Origin of the sequence: Zavarzinella sp. (genome assembly GCA_041399155.1) — a bacterium.
GTDB lineage: Bacteria > Planctomycetota > Planctomycetia > Gemmatales > Gemmataceae > JAWKTI01.
Genome location: JAWKTI010000002.1, coordinates 776,715 through 792,293, shown reverse-complemented (window position 1 = coordinate 792,293; position 15,579 = coordinate 776,715). Strand labels below are relative to the sequence as shown.

General features: G+C 48.4%; 13 protein-coding genes. 7 read left to right on the top strand and 6 right to left on the bottom strand.

The window, feature by feature from the left end; all coding sequences use genetic code 11:
• Window positions 1-2: 2 nt before the first annotated feature.
• The 3 genes from R3B84_13270 to R3B84_13260 all read right to left on the bottom strand — a co-directional run bounded on the left by R3B84_13270 (window position 3) and on the right by R3B84_13260 (window position 4,019).
• Window positions 3-1,304, bottom strand: a complete 1,302-nt coding sequence (locus R3B84_13270; GenBank protein MEZ6141537.1) for a prolyl oligopeptidase family serine peptidase — start codon at window positions 1,302-1,304, stop codon at window positions 3-5.
• Window positions 1,305-1,390: 86 nt separating this feature from the next.
• The gene (locus R3B84_13265; protein ID MEZ6141536.1) at window positions 1,391-3,094 is read right to left on the bottom strand and encodes a M2 family metallopeptidase; all 1,704 of its coding nucleotides are present in this window, start codon (window positions 3,092-3,094) and stop codon (window positions 1,391-1,393) included.
• A gap of 25 nt (window positions 3,095-3,119) precedes the next feature.
• Window positions 3,120-4,019 carry a UbiA family prenyltransferase gene (locus tag R3B84_13260; GenBank protein ID MEZ6141535.1) on the bottom strand — a complete coding sequence of 300 codons (900 nt, stop codon included), beginning with the start codon at window positions 4,017-4,019 and terminating at the stop codon, window positions 3,120-3,122.
• Between the two features lie 276 nt (window positions 4,020-4,295).
• On the opposite strand from R3B84_13260, the gene R3B84_13255 reads away from it, so the two are divergent.
• Entirely contained in the window at window positions 4,296-4,601 is a 306-nt protein-coding gene (locus tag R3B84_13255) for a hypothetical protein (GenBank protein ID MEZ6141534.1), read from the top strand.
• 20 nt (window positions 4,602-4,621) lie between these two features.
• On the opposite strand, the gene R3B84_13250 is transcribed toward R3B84_13255, so the two are convergent.
• From R3B84_13250 to R3B84_13240, 3 genes are all read right to left on the bottom strand, one after another.
• Window positions 4,622-5,059: a hypothetical protein gene (locus R3B84_13250; protein MEZ6141533.1), complete on the bottom strand. Its 438-nt coding sequence runs from the start codon at window positions 5,057-5,059 to the stop codon at window positions 4,622-4,624.
• Window positions 5,060-5,067: 8 nt separating this feature from the next.
• Entirely contained in the window at window positions 5,068-7,677 is a 2,610-nt protein-coding gene (locus tag R3B84_13245) for a PQQ-dependent sugar dehydrogenase (GenBank protein MEZ6141532.1), read from the bottom strand.
• A gap of 92 nt (window positions 7,678-7,769) precedes the next feature.
• Entirely contained in the window at window positions 7,770-8,522 is a 753-nt protein-coding gene (locus R3B84_13240) for a sialate O-acetylesterase (GenBank protein MEZ6141531.1), read from the bottom strand.
• 267 nt (window positions 8,523-8,789) lie between these two features.
• On the opposite strand from R3B84_13240, the gene R3B84_13235 reads away from it, so the two are divergent.
• From R3B84_13235 to R3B84_13210, 6 genes are all read left to right on the top strand, one after another.
• A complete protein-coding gene (locus R3B84_13235) occupies window positions 8,790-10,610 on the top strand; it encodes a polyprenyl synthetase family protein (GenBank protein MEZ6141530.1) in 1,821 nt (606 codons plus the stop codon).
• 135 nt (window positions 10,611-10,745) lie between these two features.
• A complete protein-coding gene (locus R3B84_13230; GenBank protein ID MEZ6141529.1) occupies window positions 10,746-11,738 on the top strand; it encodes a Yae1 family protein in 993 nt (330 codons plus the stop codon).
• A 178-nt stretch (window positions 11,739-11,916) separates the two neighbouring features.
• Window positions 11,917-12,462: a hypothetical protein gene (locus R3B84_13225; GenBank protein ID MEZ6141528.1), complete on the top strand. Its 546-nt coding sequence runs from the start codon at window positions 11,917-11,919 to the stop codon at window positions 12,460-12,462.
• Window positions 12,463-12,597: 135 nt separating this feature from the next.
• Window positions 12,598-13,665, top strand: coding sequence for a T4 RnlA family RNA ligase (locus R3B84_13220; protein ID MEZ6141527.1), 1,068 nt, complete (start codon window positions 12,598-12,600; stop codon window positions 13,663-13,665).
• Between the two features lie 98 nt (window positions 13,666-13,763).
• A complete protein-coding gene (locus R3B84_13215; protein MEZ6141526.1) occupies window positions 13,764-15,095 on the top strand; it encodes an acetyl ornithine aminotransferase family protein in 1,332 nt (443 codons plus the stop codon).
• Window positions 15,096-15,124: 29 nt separating this feature from the next.
• Window positions 15,125-15,505: a hypothetical protein gene (locus R3B84_13210; GenBank protein ID MEZ6141525.1), complete on the top strand. Its 381-nt coding sequence runs from the start codon at window positions 15,125-15,127 to the stop codon at window positions 15,503-15,505.
• The last annotated feature ends 74 nt before the right edge of the window (window positions 15,506-15,579 follow it).

The following is a 15,579-nucleotide window of genomic DNA, read 5'->3' as shown; positions in this document are numbered from 1 at the left end:
TATTAGGGGAGTTTCGGATTTTTGAACCCTTGCCGGATGATTTTAAAATCATCAGCCATGTTAAAAGTGATTTTACTGACATTATCTTTGAGATCGGAGATTTTGTTGATGTAGAGTTTTGCGGCAGGTTCCACAATCGTATCGTGATCGAAGTTGACAATCATGCTGAATTTGAGATGTTCTGATAATAGGTTTTGAAAACTCATTTCAGTAACATCTTTAACGTTGGACGGTTCTTTACGGCCTTCCACAACCCAAGTACTGCACTTGATCTCTTTCAGCCAGTTGATGGGGCTGCGGAGAACTGTTTCTTTTGGATTGTCCGTGTCGTAAGTAAGATCATCTTCGTCGTAATGATCCATTTTTGAAACTGGGCCGAATGCCAGTACGCCACGGAATGCACTGGAACGATATGCTGCAGTCAGCAAGGCAAGTGTGCCACCATTGCCGTGGCCTACCAGGAAGATTTTGGTGGGGTCAACATCATCCCGATTCTGCAGGAAATTGTGGGCAGCTAATACATCGTCCACTTCGCCATAACCACATTCCATCGAGCCAGGATTTTTGTTCCCACCACGCAACGATGGGTACATGACCACAAATCCTGCATCTCGGAATACTTTCCCACTGACGTGTGATCGATCGGCAGCCCAAAGTTTGGTATCGATGCTGTTCGAAAAACCATCGGACAACCAGATGATGGCGGGATACTTTCCTGGCTTGGCTGGTTTGGGTGTAATATAGGCATCCATATTTCCCAACTCGGTGGGATATTGCACAATTTCCAGAATCCCTTTTGGTGGCACAGGTGTCGGAAAATTATCTGAAATTTCATCGATCAACGTGGTTTTAAAACCGCCACGAGCCTGAGCAAAGGTCTGGCCAATAAATGGATTGCGGTTCACCTCAAACGGATTTCGATTAAATTCGAACTTGGGCGGTTGAAAATTGGGCTGCTGAAACTGGAACTGTGGCTGCTGAAACTGGATATTTGGGTTGTTATTATTGTTATTGTTGCAGCCGTTTTTCGCTACGCCAAGAATCACGACTTTAATCACAATAATTGCAATGACAGCTATACACCCACCACCACTGCTATTGCTGCTTTTTGTGGTGTTTGTTGACGTGTTATTGCTATAACTTTTGGGGCGAGTGCTCTGCTTTTCTGCCTTCAGTTTTTCAGCAAGTTCCTGCGGCGGCTTGTCGAAATCATCATCGTGGATGTAAGAATCGTACTTCTTATTGTCGTCTTCTGACCCACCGCGAAAGCCGTAGGGAAGATCGTCGTCGTTTTTCTTTGGCATGGGTGCGTAGAATCCAAAGCAAGTAATGTAAGCTGATTTTATCACTTGACGTGATTTTTTACAAACGACTATTCCCCGAATGGGCACTAATCCTGAAAATCTGCGGCAAACGATTTCGCTGACAGTTCCGAACCGGTGGCAAATTTGGTCAGATCTCGCCAACTGAGCGAACGGCCCGGTGCGAAGACTTTTTTCTTCATAAATTCGCCCACGCGGGGGTCGTTGATGTAGGTAACTTCGCGAATCGCCTTCTCCGGATACAACTCTTTGCACAAGGTGTGGTGCACCTGAGAAGCAAATAACTGTCCCATCATGTAGTTGTGGTAGTAAACTGGTGCACTGCAAATATGGATTTTCGCCGCGTAATCCGGGAGACTACGCCCAGACGGCCGTTTGACCATTTGATATTTCTCGACCAGATCCCACCACAGTTTGTTCAGGTCCTGCTGGGGGTTTTCATACATCGATTTTTCGAATCGCAGCATCACCTGACACCAGCGGGAGAAAATCAGCAACTGGTTGCGCCGCACCTTTTCTGCAGCACGATCAAATTTTTCACCATCTTCGACCACGACACCCATCTTTTCCAACCAGAGGCGGGATTTGGAAAATCGCTCAAACTGCATCGCAACTCCTTCCGTGGTAAGGATATGCGCTTCACTACGCACGACATAAGGCAGATCAGCCGGGATATTTTTACTGCTGTAGACGGCGTGCCCCAATTCATGCAGCATGGTACCCATCCAATATTCGTTGGCAACGATATTGGCCAGCACCCGCACATCACCTGCCCGGTCGATATCAGTACAGAATGCGTGGGGAGATTTCCCTTTCTGTTCGTAGAGACTGCTTTTTGCCAGCACGGTATCGATTGGAAGCCCCACCCCCTGGTAGAACGCTTTGCAGATTTTCAGAATATCTGCTTTCCGAAATGGTGCGTCCAAATCCGCATCAAAAACTGCGGGACTTTCCTGAAAAAAAGGATCATGGTAGTGCCACGGCATTAATTCGGAAGTCTTGATTCCACAAGCACTTGCGAGTTTTTCATCAAATTCTGCCTTCGCTTTTTCAAACGGCCCTTTGGTCAGTTGGTCCAGTTCGTCGAACAATCGGATCAGATCTTCGCCATTTTGCTCATTCAGATACAGGTAAAGGGTATGAAAATTAGAGAATCCTAATTTTTTGGCCATTTCGTTCCGAAGCTGCACCAATTCTTTCAGGTCAGTTTCTACAGCAGCACCCACTTCTTTGCTGGCTGACCAGTATGCCTGCCTGCGATCTGAATTGGTGGATTCTTTCAGCACGCGGCGGATTTCGCTGTCGGTCACTTCCTGGCCATCCACTTTGGGACGGTAGACGTTAAATTTCTGCTCCACGGCATTGGCTTTGGCAGCAATTTTCTTCAACAGTGCGGGGTCAACCTGTTTTTCCAGGTACAGTAGATACAGGACATCGATGCACCGCGAAATCAGGGGATCATCAATCTGGCCTTTGTCCCGAAGTCCTTTAATTACAAGGAGTTCGGCATAAATTTTCTTATCGGAAAGTGCCTCATCAATCTTATTCTGGGCTTTTTCCTTTTTGGCAAAATCTTCATCCTTGCCAGTAATGTTGGCTTCCCACCACGCCAGATTGGCTACCTGATCCAGTGGGCGCATACGTGCTTCATGGTCACGGATGAACTTTTTCGCACGTTCCGTTGCCTCAGGACTGGCATTCGTTGTCGATTCAGACATCAATAAGACCCCCAGTAACCAGAGAATGACAAAGGGCAATCGGCAGATTTTCATACGTAAACTCTTTTCAAATAAGCAGTTAAGTGGAATAAATCCATTTGCCAAGCAGTTTTGCTGGTATCAGCAATACTACCAGAACCAACGCAAGTGTGCCTGCAAAAGCACTGGCAAGAATTGCATCCAGGAACACAAGCCCCAGAATCAATCTTTTCACCGCTCCCTGCACATTTGTGGGTGTGGGGTACTTTACAGCACGGTAGATCGCCGGCCACAAATAGCCACCGAATGCCACCAGACTATATGGATAAAGCCAAGAGCAGGTATTTCCCGGAATCATACTGGGCAGGGCAACTGCCAGCAGCAGTGCAGCCAGGATTACCCCACTGGCTAATTTTAATACTTTCGGATTACTTCGTTTCTCTTCCGTGCGTGCAAACCAGGTAACGCCCACGATATAAACGCCAACAATGCTTGCCAGAAAAAGTTTCAATGGCCAATCAGCAAGACTGGTGGGCACCAGCGATACCCCCAACAGCACATTCAGAAAGCGACAACTGGCCATGCTGAGTGGGCCAAATTTTGTGTGTTTAAAGTGGTAGTTGTAAGCCATTACCGCGATGGCGATGGCCATGGCAAAATATCCACTGGTGTTGCTGGCGACAAACGCCACGGCACAGCCACCCAATAAGAGAATACTACCCAGAATGAAAGCTGAGCGGACTTTAATAATTCCCTGCACCAGTGGTCGATTGGGACGCGTTTTCCGGTCTTCTGCCAGATCGAAGAAATCATTCCAGACCATTCCAGCAGTGTAAATGCACCCCGAAGCCAGAAACAAGGCAGCAAAATGCCACCAGAGTGGTAGCGACTGATCTGGTTCGCGCAGACCGTAAAACACCGCAAAGCCCACGGCAATATCGGCGAAAGCCGTAAAGACATTGGGTAAGCGAACTAACCTGGCATATGCAAGAAACTTCATTGGGATATTTTACGGCATGGGGATTTCTTTTCAGCCCAAATGGAAAGCACGTTTGCAGAGATTTGACAAATTCTGGTGGATGTGAAATTGCTTAACATCGCTAGCACAAAAAATTGCGAAGCCGCAAAAAAATCAGAAAAATTTTCGAAAAATGATGTGAATTTGTACGAGTTATAACAATTTTTTCTGCACAGAACAAAAAGACGGTCTAGGTTTTGAGGAATCTCCCCGTGAAGTGGATTCTGTGGTGTAGAAATTATTCAGACAGGAGTATCTATGTCACCTGGATTCATTCGTTTGCAGGTTGAGGCATTTGAGGAACGTGCCTTACCTTCGAGTGTTAGTTTTTCTGGCTTTACTGGCCTCACCACTGCGGTGGTGAAAGTGGGCAAGCCGGGAGTTTCGAATTTTCTAAAAAATGGCGTTCAGAATCTTGTTCAATCGCCACCTTCAGGAAATCTACCCAATCCACTGGAACTACTTGTAGACAGCGGTGGTAATGTCATCCCACCCGGCGGCAATACTGGGCCAGTGGTGACCAATCCACCTTCACCTCCCCCACCTCCTGTGCCACCCACGTAATTGGTGAAAGCTGGCAATCACTACTTCACAGGTAGCGATTCAATCCATTCCCGAATTAATTTCACGCCAGCTTCATCCACCACGTGCGTCGACAATGGGGGCATTTGATCTTTCCCACGAATGCTGATCCGCTTTAACAACACCGAATGTTCAGGAGAACCGGGTGCCACCAGCATCGCCTGTGGGTCCTGAAAGTTGGTGTGAACCGGTTTCTCATTAATAATTTTCATTTTTTCCAGTGGCGTATCGAACCGCAACTGCATTTTGGCATTTCCCCCACCTGCTTCCACGTGGCACGATGCACAGTTTGTATGAAGCCATGCTTTAGCACGGGTGGTCAGGTCTGCCGATTTGGCTTCGTAAGGATTCGGCAATTTTTCGATGTTCTCAGGTGTGTGTGCCCACTGTTCAACCTTTTTGGTGGTGCGTTGACCCGATTGCTGACTGTGCGTCTGCACATAGGCGTCTAAGTCCTTACCAGATAAGCCTTCGCACTGCCACGTGCCTTGATCTGCTCCCTGGCACTATTCGTCCATTCCAAACCGTTCAGCAGTTGCAAATGTTCAAAAACCTGTAATTGATTGTCAGTGCACGTGCCATAATCGTGGGTGCGGTTCAGTTGTGCCGTCGACAATCCCAAAACAAAGTTTGCGGCCCGACTGTGGCATACCAGGCACTCCGTGCGGCTTGGATAGTGCCAGACCACCGATTTTTTCTCTTTTTCACCAACCAGATCGTAGTTAACATCTAATCCAGCAGCATCCACCAGGTCTGCATCCGTACCCGCTTCGTTCCAACGATAACTATAACCCACCCATTGACCTTGCTGTTTGGTCATGAAACGGGTTTCCAGCCATTTCCGATGGCCATTTGGCAGTTCCATCGCAAAATTTTTCACAATCACCGTTTTTTCAGGAAAATTCCAGCTTCCTTGTGCTTTGTAATCGATCTTCGTTTCCGGCGGGAGAATTAAAAACCGGTCTTTGTACATACCATCCGACCAGAACGGTGCGTTCACCGAATAGGGAATGGCACCCGGCTGCACTTGGTTTTTGCTGACAACCGCATAGAGACCTGTTTCAGATAGTTTTCTTGGAAAACTGTTTTTCTCCACCACTTTCGGGGTGGGCACCAGTGTGTAGAGCCCACTTTCGGGTGAATGGTCGCAAATAATCAGTTCACCACGGGTATTGTGGCCAAAGGCGGTAATTTGCAGAATTGATGACGCTAACTGTTTGTGCCAAACGGGTTTCTGGCCATCGTGTTTCATGGCCCAGATGGCACCGGTGGAATAATCACCATAGATGTAGGCACCCTGAAGATCTGGCAATCCTTTCCCGTGGTGCACTTCCCCACCTGTCAAGGAGCGAAACTCGGCATGGTGGTGCTCAATCGTGGGTGAGATAATAGGCGTTGGTCCCCGCTGGCGATTCAAGTAAAACGGGTGACCACCTTCCATCACACTCCAGCCATAATTATCACCAGGCCGCACCAGATATGCCTGCTCCCACAAATCCTGACCATTATTCCCCACCCAAATGTGGCCAGTTTTGGCATCGCTGGCAATCCGCCATGGGTTTCGCAGTCCGTAGGCGTAGGTTTCCGGTGTGAATCGAGCATCCATAACAAACGGATTATCTTTCGGAATGCTGTACGGACGTTTTTGGGCCAGATCTGGCTGATCGACATCAATGCGCAACAATTTACTCAGCAAAGTATCGGTGCTTTGGCCTTTCTCATCCACATCGGAATCGGAAGTGCCATCGCCGCTGGTGATGTAAAGCATGCCATCATTGCCGAAACAAATTGCCGCACCGTTGTGTCCATCGGATTCCCATTCAATGATCGTGGTGGCTGATGCGGGGTCGATCTGCACTTCCGGCTGCAGTTTCATTGTGTAGCGAGTAACCCGAGAAGCCTTTTTCTTCACTTTACCAGTGGGATGGTCGCCATTCCAACCGAAGTAAACGTAACCATTTTTGGCAAATTGTGGGTGAAAACAGACATCGTACATCGTTCCGCGACTGGGCGTATCAAAAAGCTTACGCATGTCTGCAGTTTTCAAATCAGGTCGATCGGGTGCCACGTGCACCGCACTGACGGTGTAGGGGCGATCTTCAGAAATAATAATTAGTTGCTCGGTTCCCGGTATCGCCTTCACCATAATGGGAAACTTTGGCGCAAACTCAGGATAAACCCGTTTCACCTGGTAAGGTAACGGTGGTTCTGGCGAACCCACAACCTTATTCGTGGTGATCGGCTGGTATTCTTCGATCCCACGTGGCAGGCGGGTTGCTTTTGTCGGCCCCACGAATTTCACCAAACCGTAATCTTCTGTCTGGTGAAAATAGGCAGAAAGTTTTTTCTGAGCGATGTTCGCTGTGCCAGAAAGCTCATCTGGTTTCCCCTGATCGTAATTGCAGCGAAAGAGACCCATCCGCCAGGTTTCGTTCATTTCGGGTCGACCGCCAGCCCGCAGAAAATCAATCCAGGGAATGCGGCCTTCTACCACCCATTTAGTGTCTCGGTCGTCGCGTTTATTCAGGGTGCCATCGATGGTGACTTTGCTTTCCAGCCGAAATTCACCCACGCTCAGCTGTTTGTTGATGCCATCAATATCCCGCTTGGGGAAAAAAGCATCCAGTACTGTGTTGGCTGCATTCACTTCAAACTCAAAATACCCTGGCTTGGTGGGATCCGGCTGAAAGAACAGCTCGAAGTTGTCGTTTCGCCACAACTCCCCATCGTGGGTGGTGATGTCGGCAAAAATGTCCTGATCTGTCATTTCGGCAGTAAAGTACAGATACTCCCGATCCCACAATAATTTGGCCGTGGTCTTCCCACGTAATGGTGGGGCATCTTTCTGCCACGGGCGGGCAAAATTTGTAATTTTCTGGGCGAATTTCCACGCCTCTTCATCCGCTTTACCGTCGATGACAATTGGCCGATCAGTCCAGCGACACTCCACCGTGCTATCAGGCTCTGCTCTCAGAATATTTTCATTTTTCTGATCTCCCGACTGGGACAGCACCAACAGAGCAAGGGGAAAAAATGTGATATATATTCGATAGATCATATAACTGAATTCTGATTAAGGTGTGAAGAATTACCATATATTTATGGTAAGCGATCAAAAATCGGAATGAAACGACATTTCTGCAGCATGGGTCACTTTTTTTGAAGTTTCTGCATCGCTTCCGCATAGCGTCTACCAAAGATTTCCAGCGATGCGGTATCGAAATGGACCTGGTCTCCTTTGTGCTTCAGTCCTTCCGAAGATACCACCATCACCTTTGACGTGGTGCGTGCCACTTCATCCAACTGCTCATTCACTGTTTTCCAAAGTGCAGGCTTTCCTTTACCTTCCGGCAGAAAAAGCCCCAACTTTCCAGCAACAAATGGTGCATCGTCGGACTTCAGATCGGCCCGCAAATCGCTGATCATACCGGAAAGTCTTTTGGCATAAGTAGTTGCATTCATTTCGTTATTGGAATCTGATTCACCCTGGTGCCAGAGAATCCCTTTCAGCACACCCACCTTTAATGCTGGTTGCGTGCGTTTGACGGCCTGCTGGTACAAATCGCCACCTTTTACCCACCGCGACAGTGGGGTACCGCCAACTGCAGACGGAATTAAACCAATCGTTACTTCGGGATCTGCATCGGCCATGGTGCGGGCAAAGCTGCTTCCCAGCCCCACGCCGGCAATCGGTTTATCAAAGTGTAATGGATCCGTTGCTGGAACCCACTTGCCAGTTTTGTCCAGTTTCAGCACCCGAGCATGGGGTGGGGCGGGATTTTTGGCCACCACACCACGACCAGCCATGTTGGATTGTCCAATGAGCAAATAAAGATGAAACTTGTCTTTTGATGGGAGTTTGGGTGCGTCTTGAGCAAAGAGATTTGATGAGAAAAAACTCATCAATAGCACATATAACCAACCACTTATTTGCAGGAAAGGGTTTTTTTGCATCTGAATCATCTTCAAGTTGTTGTCGTCTGGTAAGATGAACAGCCTAACCGAAATGGTGCCCCTTCGCAAGAGATCCCAGATGAATTGAAGAAAATTCGCCTGGGCCACTCTTTTCTCATGTGAATGTCACGGTTTGCTCGCTATAATTGTTGGAAGTTTGGTGCCGGTAACCAGTTCATCGGAAATTATTGAACAGTTAGAAAGGAACCACCCGCCGTGTCGACCTTAGTCAACGAAATGCTCCCAGAAACGAAAGCAAAAAAGGCCAGCACTGCCCACCTCAAGGTGGTGCCGGAAACTCGCGCTTTACGTGATCAGATTAAAGAAACCGCTCGCGAAATTCTACGCACCGTCGATCGCTCTTCGCCAATGACCAAAGAAGAAGGTCAGGCCCATGCGGAAGCGGTGCTGCGAAAGCTCAACCTGGAAGAAAAATATCTTGGCTTCACATTAGTTTGTGTAGCCAATGAATTCTGGCGGGAACAGGTGGCTGCTGTTCCGTTTCACCGTCGCCTGATGTTATTGCCGCACTGCTTGAAAAATGCAGAAGGCTGCCCCGCCGAGTACGATGAATTCGGCCTCGACTGTGAAAAATGTGGCGCCTGCTCTGTGGCAGATTACAAAACAACCGCCGAAAAGATGGGTTACAAGGTGCTGGTTTCAGAAGGCACCCCCATTGTGTTGAAAATTATTGTTTCTGGACACGTGGATGCCATCGTGGGTGTGGCGTGTCTGAATGTGCTGGAAAAAGCTTTCGATAAGATTTTAATGGCGGGAATTCCCTGCGTTGCCACACCACTGCTTTCCAGCAACTGCAAAAGCACCTCGGTCGATGACGACTGGGTGTTCGATATGATTGAACTGCAGACCGCACCAGTGCAACAAGCCACCAAGACGTACATGCACCTGATGCGTGCAGCGAATGCAATGTTCGAACCTGCCGAACTGCATCGATTGGCCCCACCTGCCCGGCAGGGGATGCCCAAAGCATCGGCCCAGGACCCGCTGGTTCAGAACGAGGTAATTGCATACGATTTTCTGGCCCGCGGTGGGAAGCGATCTCGCCCACTGATCACACTGGCTGCATACGATGCACTGACCGGCGGTAAAGGCACCTTTAATGCTGATGAGCTGCAACTTTCGGACAGTGTAAAACGCACCGCTTTGGCAATTGAGGCATTTCACAAGGCATCGCTGGTGCACGATGATATTGAAGATGATGATGCCTACCGTTATGGAGCCCCTACCCTTCACCGTCAATATGGGATTGGCACTGCCATTAACATTGGCGACTACCTGATTGGTTTGGGTTATCGGTTGGTCAGTAAGGAACGCAAAGAGCTGGGTGCAGAAGCTGCTGCTGACATTCTGGACAAAATGGCCGATGCTCACATTAAGCTGTCGGAGGGTCAAGGCGCGGAATTGCTCTGGCGGGACGCGGCGAACAAAGCATTGACACCAATCGAAGCCTTGAAGATTTACGCTCTGAAGACATCGCCAGCGTTTGAAGCAGCACTTTATTCTGGCGTGCGACTGGCTGGCGACACCAACAATTACGAGAAATTAATCACTGATTTCAGCAGAAACCTGGGTGTCGCTTTCCAGATTCTGAATGATTTGAAAGACTGGTCAGAAGACGACCACAATAAATTGCTTGCAGGCCAGGATGTACTGGCTGCCCGCCCCACTTTATTGTTGGCACTGGCCTTAGAGTCTCTCCCACCCAACGAGCGTGGGGAATTACTCAGCTTGATCAGTGCTGCCCGGGAACATGCCGCCCCCGATGATACGGCAGTTCGGGACACAGTGGACCACGTACGCGAATTGTACATCAAAGCGAAAGTGTTCAGCAAAGCGCAGGCAATGGTCGACAAGTTCCGTGCGAAAGCAGAGGCCCTGGCTGATGAAGTGGAACCACTGCCATTCCGAGAACTGTTGTACTATCTGGTCGACAGTGTGCTTGAACCAGTTGAAACCCCCGCCGAAGAACCCCGCCAATTCGTGGTGCAATTAGGTGTGCCAGCCCAGGCAGGCTGATTATCGATTATTTGCTACCTTGGAGGTATTTTTCACTGAGCCAAAAGAGAAGAGGAGGGATATTCACTGTTTCATCGTGATAGATGATGTTACTGATCCCGCAACACGGTGAACGATTCGACCACAGGACACAAAGTGGCCAAGAAAAAGAACAAGAGAAAGGATTTTGACTCTCCGTGGAAGGAGTTGCTGGATCATTATTTAGAGCCAGTGTGTGAAATTCTCTTTCCCAACTTACATCAAGAAATCAACTGGAAAGAAAATTACAAGCCACTGAACACGCAATTACGAAAGCGGGATCAGGAAGCCACCTCCAGCAACCAGCACGTCGACTGTCTTTATGAAGTTATTCCAATATCCAGTCCATTGCCGATCACGCTTTATCTGCATGTTGAGGTGCAGTCTCAGCACGACACCGCTTTCGAAGAGCGAATGCTTCGATACTTTATCCGTCTGATAGACAAATACGGAGCGAATGTTCGAAGTGTGGCAATTCTGGCCGACCCCAACCCCAGGTGGTACCCAGGGGAGTATGCGCTGATCAGCAATGAAAACTCACTCATTTTTCGCTTCCAATCGTTCAAGATTCTGGATTTCCACGAGAAGTTATCAGAATTGGAATCCCAAAGCAGCCCCGTGGGACTCGTACTGGCAGGATGCGTGCAAAATCTGATCTTCAGTGGCAGCCCGATTTTGCAACGCCAAGCCAAAATCAACCTGACCCGCAACCTGATTCAGCGAGGGATCGAAAGAGAAGAAATCGTCAACATCTTTCGCCTGTTGGATTGGATGATACAATTACCTTTAGAAGATGAAGAGAAGTTTAAGGAAGAGATACAACTTCTTGAAGAGGAGTTACGCATGCCATTTTTGTCACCCACGGAAATTCGAGCCATAGAACGCGGACACAAAGAGGGTCTTGAACAAGGGCGTGAACAAGGTCTTGAACAAGGGCGAGAGGAGGGTCTACTAGAAGGCAAAGCGGTGGGAGAACGCATTGGCAAAATTCATCTTCTGCAGGAATTGCTCCACAAAAAAATAACACCAGCTACCCGATTGCAGAAAAAATCACTCGCTGAGCTGGATGCGATGATCGCCGAACTGCGGGAGTTGATGGCTGCGGACTGAGTAGCACCGATACCTCCTAATTGCATCTCACTTTGAATCTGAAGTTGGCGGCTCACCAATGGTTGGGGGCACTTGTCCCCAATTTCTTTTCCACTCTCACCATGGGCGAGGGTGTCGAAGTTGAAAAGAGGTAAAATTTGCCTATATTTTTGCTGGTTCGAAGAAGGCTGAAATTCTCATGAACTTAAAAATTTCTCATCAAACCGGATTTCCTTTAGTAACCGTGGATGATGAATTGTGGCCAGTCGATTCTGTTGCGGTGCTATCCACACCCAATCAGATGCCAGATATTTATCGCCGGATGCTTGCCCACCATTATCACATGACGGTGGTTGTGGAAGAACATTACGGCAAACCAGTCGAAGTTCGCGTTCTGGAATCTGGCAGACAGGGCGATATTTACCATCGGCACATCATTCTGACCCTGGCAGGCACCGATCGCGTAGTGCAATACGGTATTGTTCGTATTGATCTGGATTGCTGCACCCCCACAGTGCGGGATGCTATTGTTGCCGAACAGACACCTTTGGGCAGAATTTTAATTGAAAATCAGGTGCTGCGAACCATTGAACCGACCGGCTTTCTGAAGGTGACACCCGGCCCCACGTTAGTTCAGTCGCTGCAATTGCCCGCACCAACAACTCTCTACGGACGAACAGGCGTCATCTTCTGCGACAATCGACCCGCCATTGCAGTTCTGGAAATCCTGACACCCACCGAGTAGGTGCAGAAAATTAAACCTTTCACATTTTTGATGGATTCCGACTTGAAATCTCGCAATTCAAGTGAATCAATCTGACAAGGTTTCACTGAACCATTTTGAGCAGTTACTCTCTGAGAATCAGTGGAGGACTCAGTGATGAATCAGAATATCGATCTGTTTGGACCAGAACCGCAGCGGGTATTTACTGCAGAATCAATAAATGTGGATGCGATTCAACGGGAAATCGAAGCGGGGTACATTAACGAGCAGCACCACCCAAAGCTACCCCTGAGAATCTTGAATTATAGCCAGAAAACACAGTTCGAATGGCGTTGGAATAACGAAACAATGCAGTGCCGTGGCTTGATCCTGGATCGGAATTGGAACATTATTGCTCGACCATTTCCGAAATTTTTCAGCGTCGAACAACTGAAAGGGGTTGTTCCTGCAGAACCTTTTGAGGTTTATGAAAAACTGGATGGCTCGCTTGGGATTCTGTATTTTGTCGAAGGCGAACCGCATATTGCTTCACGGGGAAGTTTTACCAGCGAGCAGGCAAAGCGGGCAACACGAATCATCCAGAAAAAATATGCCCATCTGCAATTGGATATTTCCAAAACTTACTTGTTCGAAGTAATTTACCCTGAAAACAGAATTGTGGTTGATTACGGAGATCAAGAGGATCTGATTCTACTGGCAATAATGGATACAAGAACCGGGACAGAAGAACCTTTGCAGCAAATTGGGTTTCCAGTAGTAAAACGTTACGATGGATTTGGCCACTTTGACGAAATCCTGGCAATGCAAAACGATTCATCAGAAGGTTTCGTTGTCCGATTTCAATCGGGTCAACGTGTAAAAATTAAGTTTGAAGAATACAAACGCCTGCATCGACTGCTGACAGGTGTCAGCCCACGTGCGATCTGGGATGTCTTAGCCAACGGTGGGGTGCTTGCTGATATCCTGGAACAGGTGCCTGACGAGTTTTTTAATTGGGTGCGGAACATTGAATCTAATCTCAAAGCAGAATTTTCACGCATAGAAGCAATTGCCCGTAATGCAATGAGGATTGATGGGACTCGCCGGGAATTGGCCTCCTATTTCCAGCAATGTCCATACCCAAGCATCATGTTTGCAATGCTGGACGGAAAGGATTACAAGCCACAAATCTGGAAGTTGATTAAACCTGCTGGAACTGCATTTCGATGCGATGACAATGGATAACAGTCAGGGAAACTACAAGCACCGGTATTTGCCCGGGTATGGTATAATATTCTCATATTCATTTCAGAATTTCTTTTCAACTACCAAGGAGGTCGATCATGTGGAAGTTAGACCAACATGCCGCACCGAAACTGGTGACCAACCTGCCCGGACCGAGGGCAACAGCGTATTTAGCACGTGATCTGGAAGTTGTTTCGCAGTCGTACACCCGTGTTTATCCCCTGGTGGTCGAACAGGCGAGTGGGTGCGTGGTGCAGGATGTCGATGGCAACACCTTTTTAGACTGCACTGCGGGCATTGCAGTCACAGCAACAGGCCACTGCCACCCCGATGTGGTGGCGGCAATTCAGCAACAAGCCAGCCAACTCATCCACATGAGTGGGACTGATTTCTACTACCCGGCACAGATTGAACTGGCGGAAAAATTAGCCAGCATTGCCCCTGGTACCACACCCAAAAAAGTTTTTTTCACCAACAGTGGGGCAGAATCGATCGAAGCGGCGATGAAACTGGCCCGCTACCACACTGGACGTGGGAATTTTATTGCATTTCGCCGAGGTTTTCATGGCCGCACCTTCGGTGCGATGTCGCTATCAGCTTCAAAGCCGATTCACCGCACAGGTTTTGCACCGGTGCTGCCGGGAATTTATCACGTAGATTACCCAACTTCCTGCCCTGCAGGTGGTTGTGGCGATTCTGCTACCCTCACCTGCGATATCGTGGGTGCGATCGAGCATGACCTGTTTCATCGTGTGGTCAGTCCCAAAGAAGTGGCAGCAATTGTTATCGAACCGGTACTTGGGGAGGGAGGCTATCAGCCATTGCCACCTGGTTGCCTGCCCGCTTTGGAACAACTTTGTCGCGAACACGGGATCTTACTGGTAGTTGATGAGGTACAGACCGGTTTTGGCCGCACAGGAACCTGGTTTGCCAGCGAATATTCCCACGTAGAGCCAGATATTATCTGTTGTGCCAAAGGCATTGCCAGTGGGTTGCCGTTGGGCGCAATTATTGCCAAAGCGCCAGTGATGAACTGGCCCAGTGGCAGCCACGCCAGCACGTTCGGTGGCAATCCAGTGGCCTGTGTTGCCGCACTGAAAACGATAGAATTGTTGCAGCGTGAATACCTGGAAAATTGCCGTGCACGTGGGGAACAACTGCAGATGGGTTTGCGGAAGCTGGCAGAAAACCTCCCAACGATAAGCAACGTCCGTGGGTTGGGCTTGATGGTCGCTTTTGATGCAACCAACGAAACTGGTGGACTGGATAGCGATCGTCGTAACTTGTTGGTGCGCAAGTGTTTCGAGCATGGTCTTTTGCTTCTGGGGTGCGGCACAGCAGGTATCCGGTTTTGCCCACCGCTTTGCATTACTGAACAGCAAATTGAAACAGCACTCAGAATCCTGGCCGAAGTATTGAGCGACTGGTGAAAGTGATCTCATTTTCGTAGTTTGACGATATGTCTAACATCCATCGTATTCGCCTGCACGGTCCATGGAACGTGGGAGGGCTCGCAAGAATTGCCCACCCTGTCGATTGCCGGTCGATACCATTGATTGCCCCAATGGTTCTCACGCGGGAGTTTGGCAAGCCCACGGGGATAGAAAATGAAAATGTGTTCATTTCAATCGCAATCAATACGGGACAGCCACAAATATTGCTGAATAATGAAATGATTGTTACGCAATATTGTGATACACCAATAATGATGGAAATCACCCACCGATTGGTGGCAAGAAATCAACTAAAAATTGTGTGGCAAGAAGCTCCACTCGGTGCTACCACTTTACTAGGGGATATTTTTCTGGAAATCCGTGTCGCCCAACCGAAAAATGAATGAATTCTCATTCAGATGGTAGTTATTTTTTCAAATATCTCAATCTTTGGGAACTAAAATCAATTATCCCACGTCTC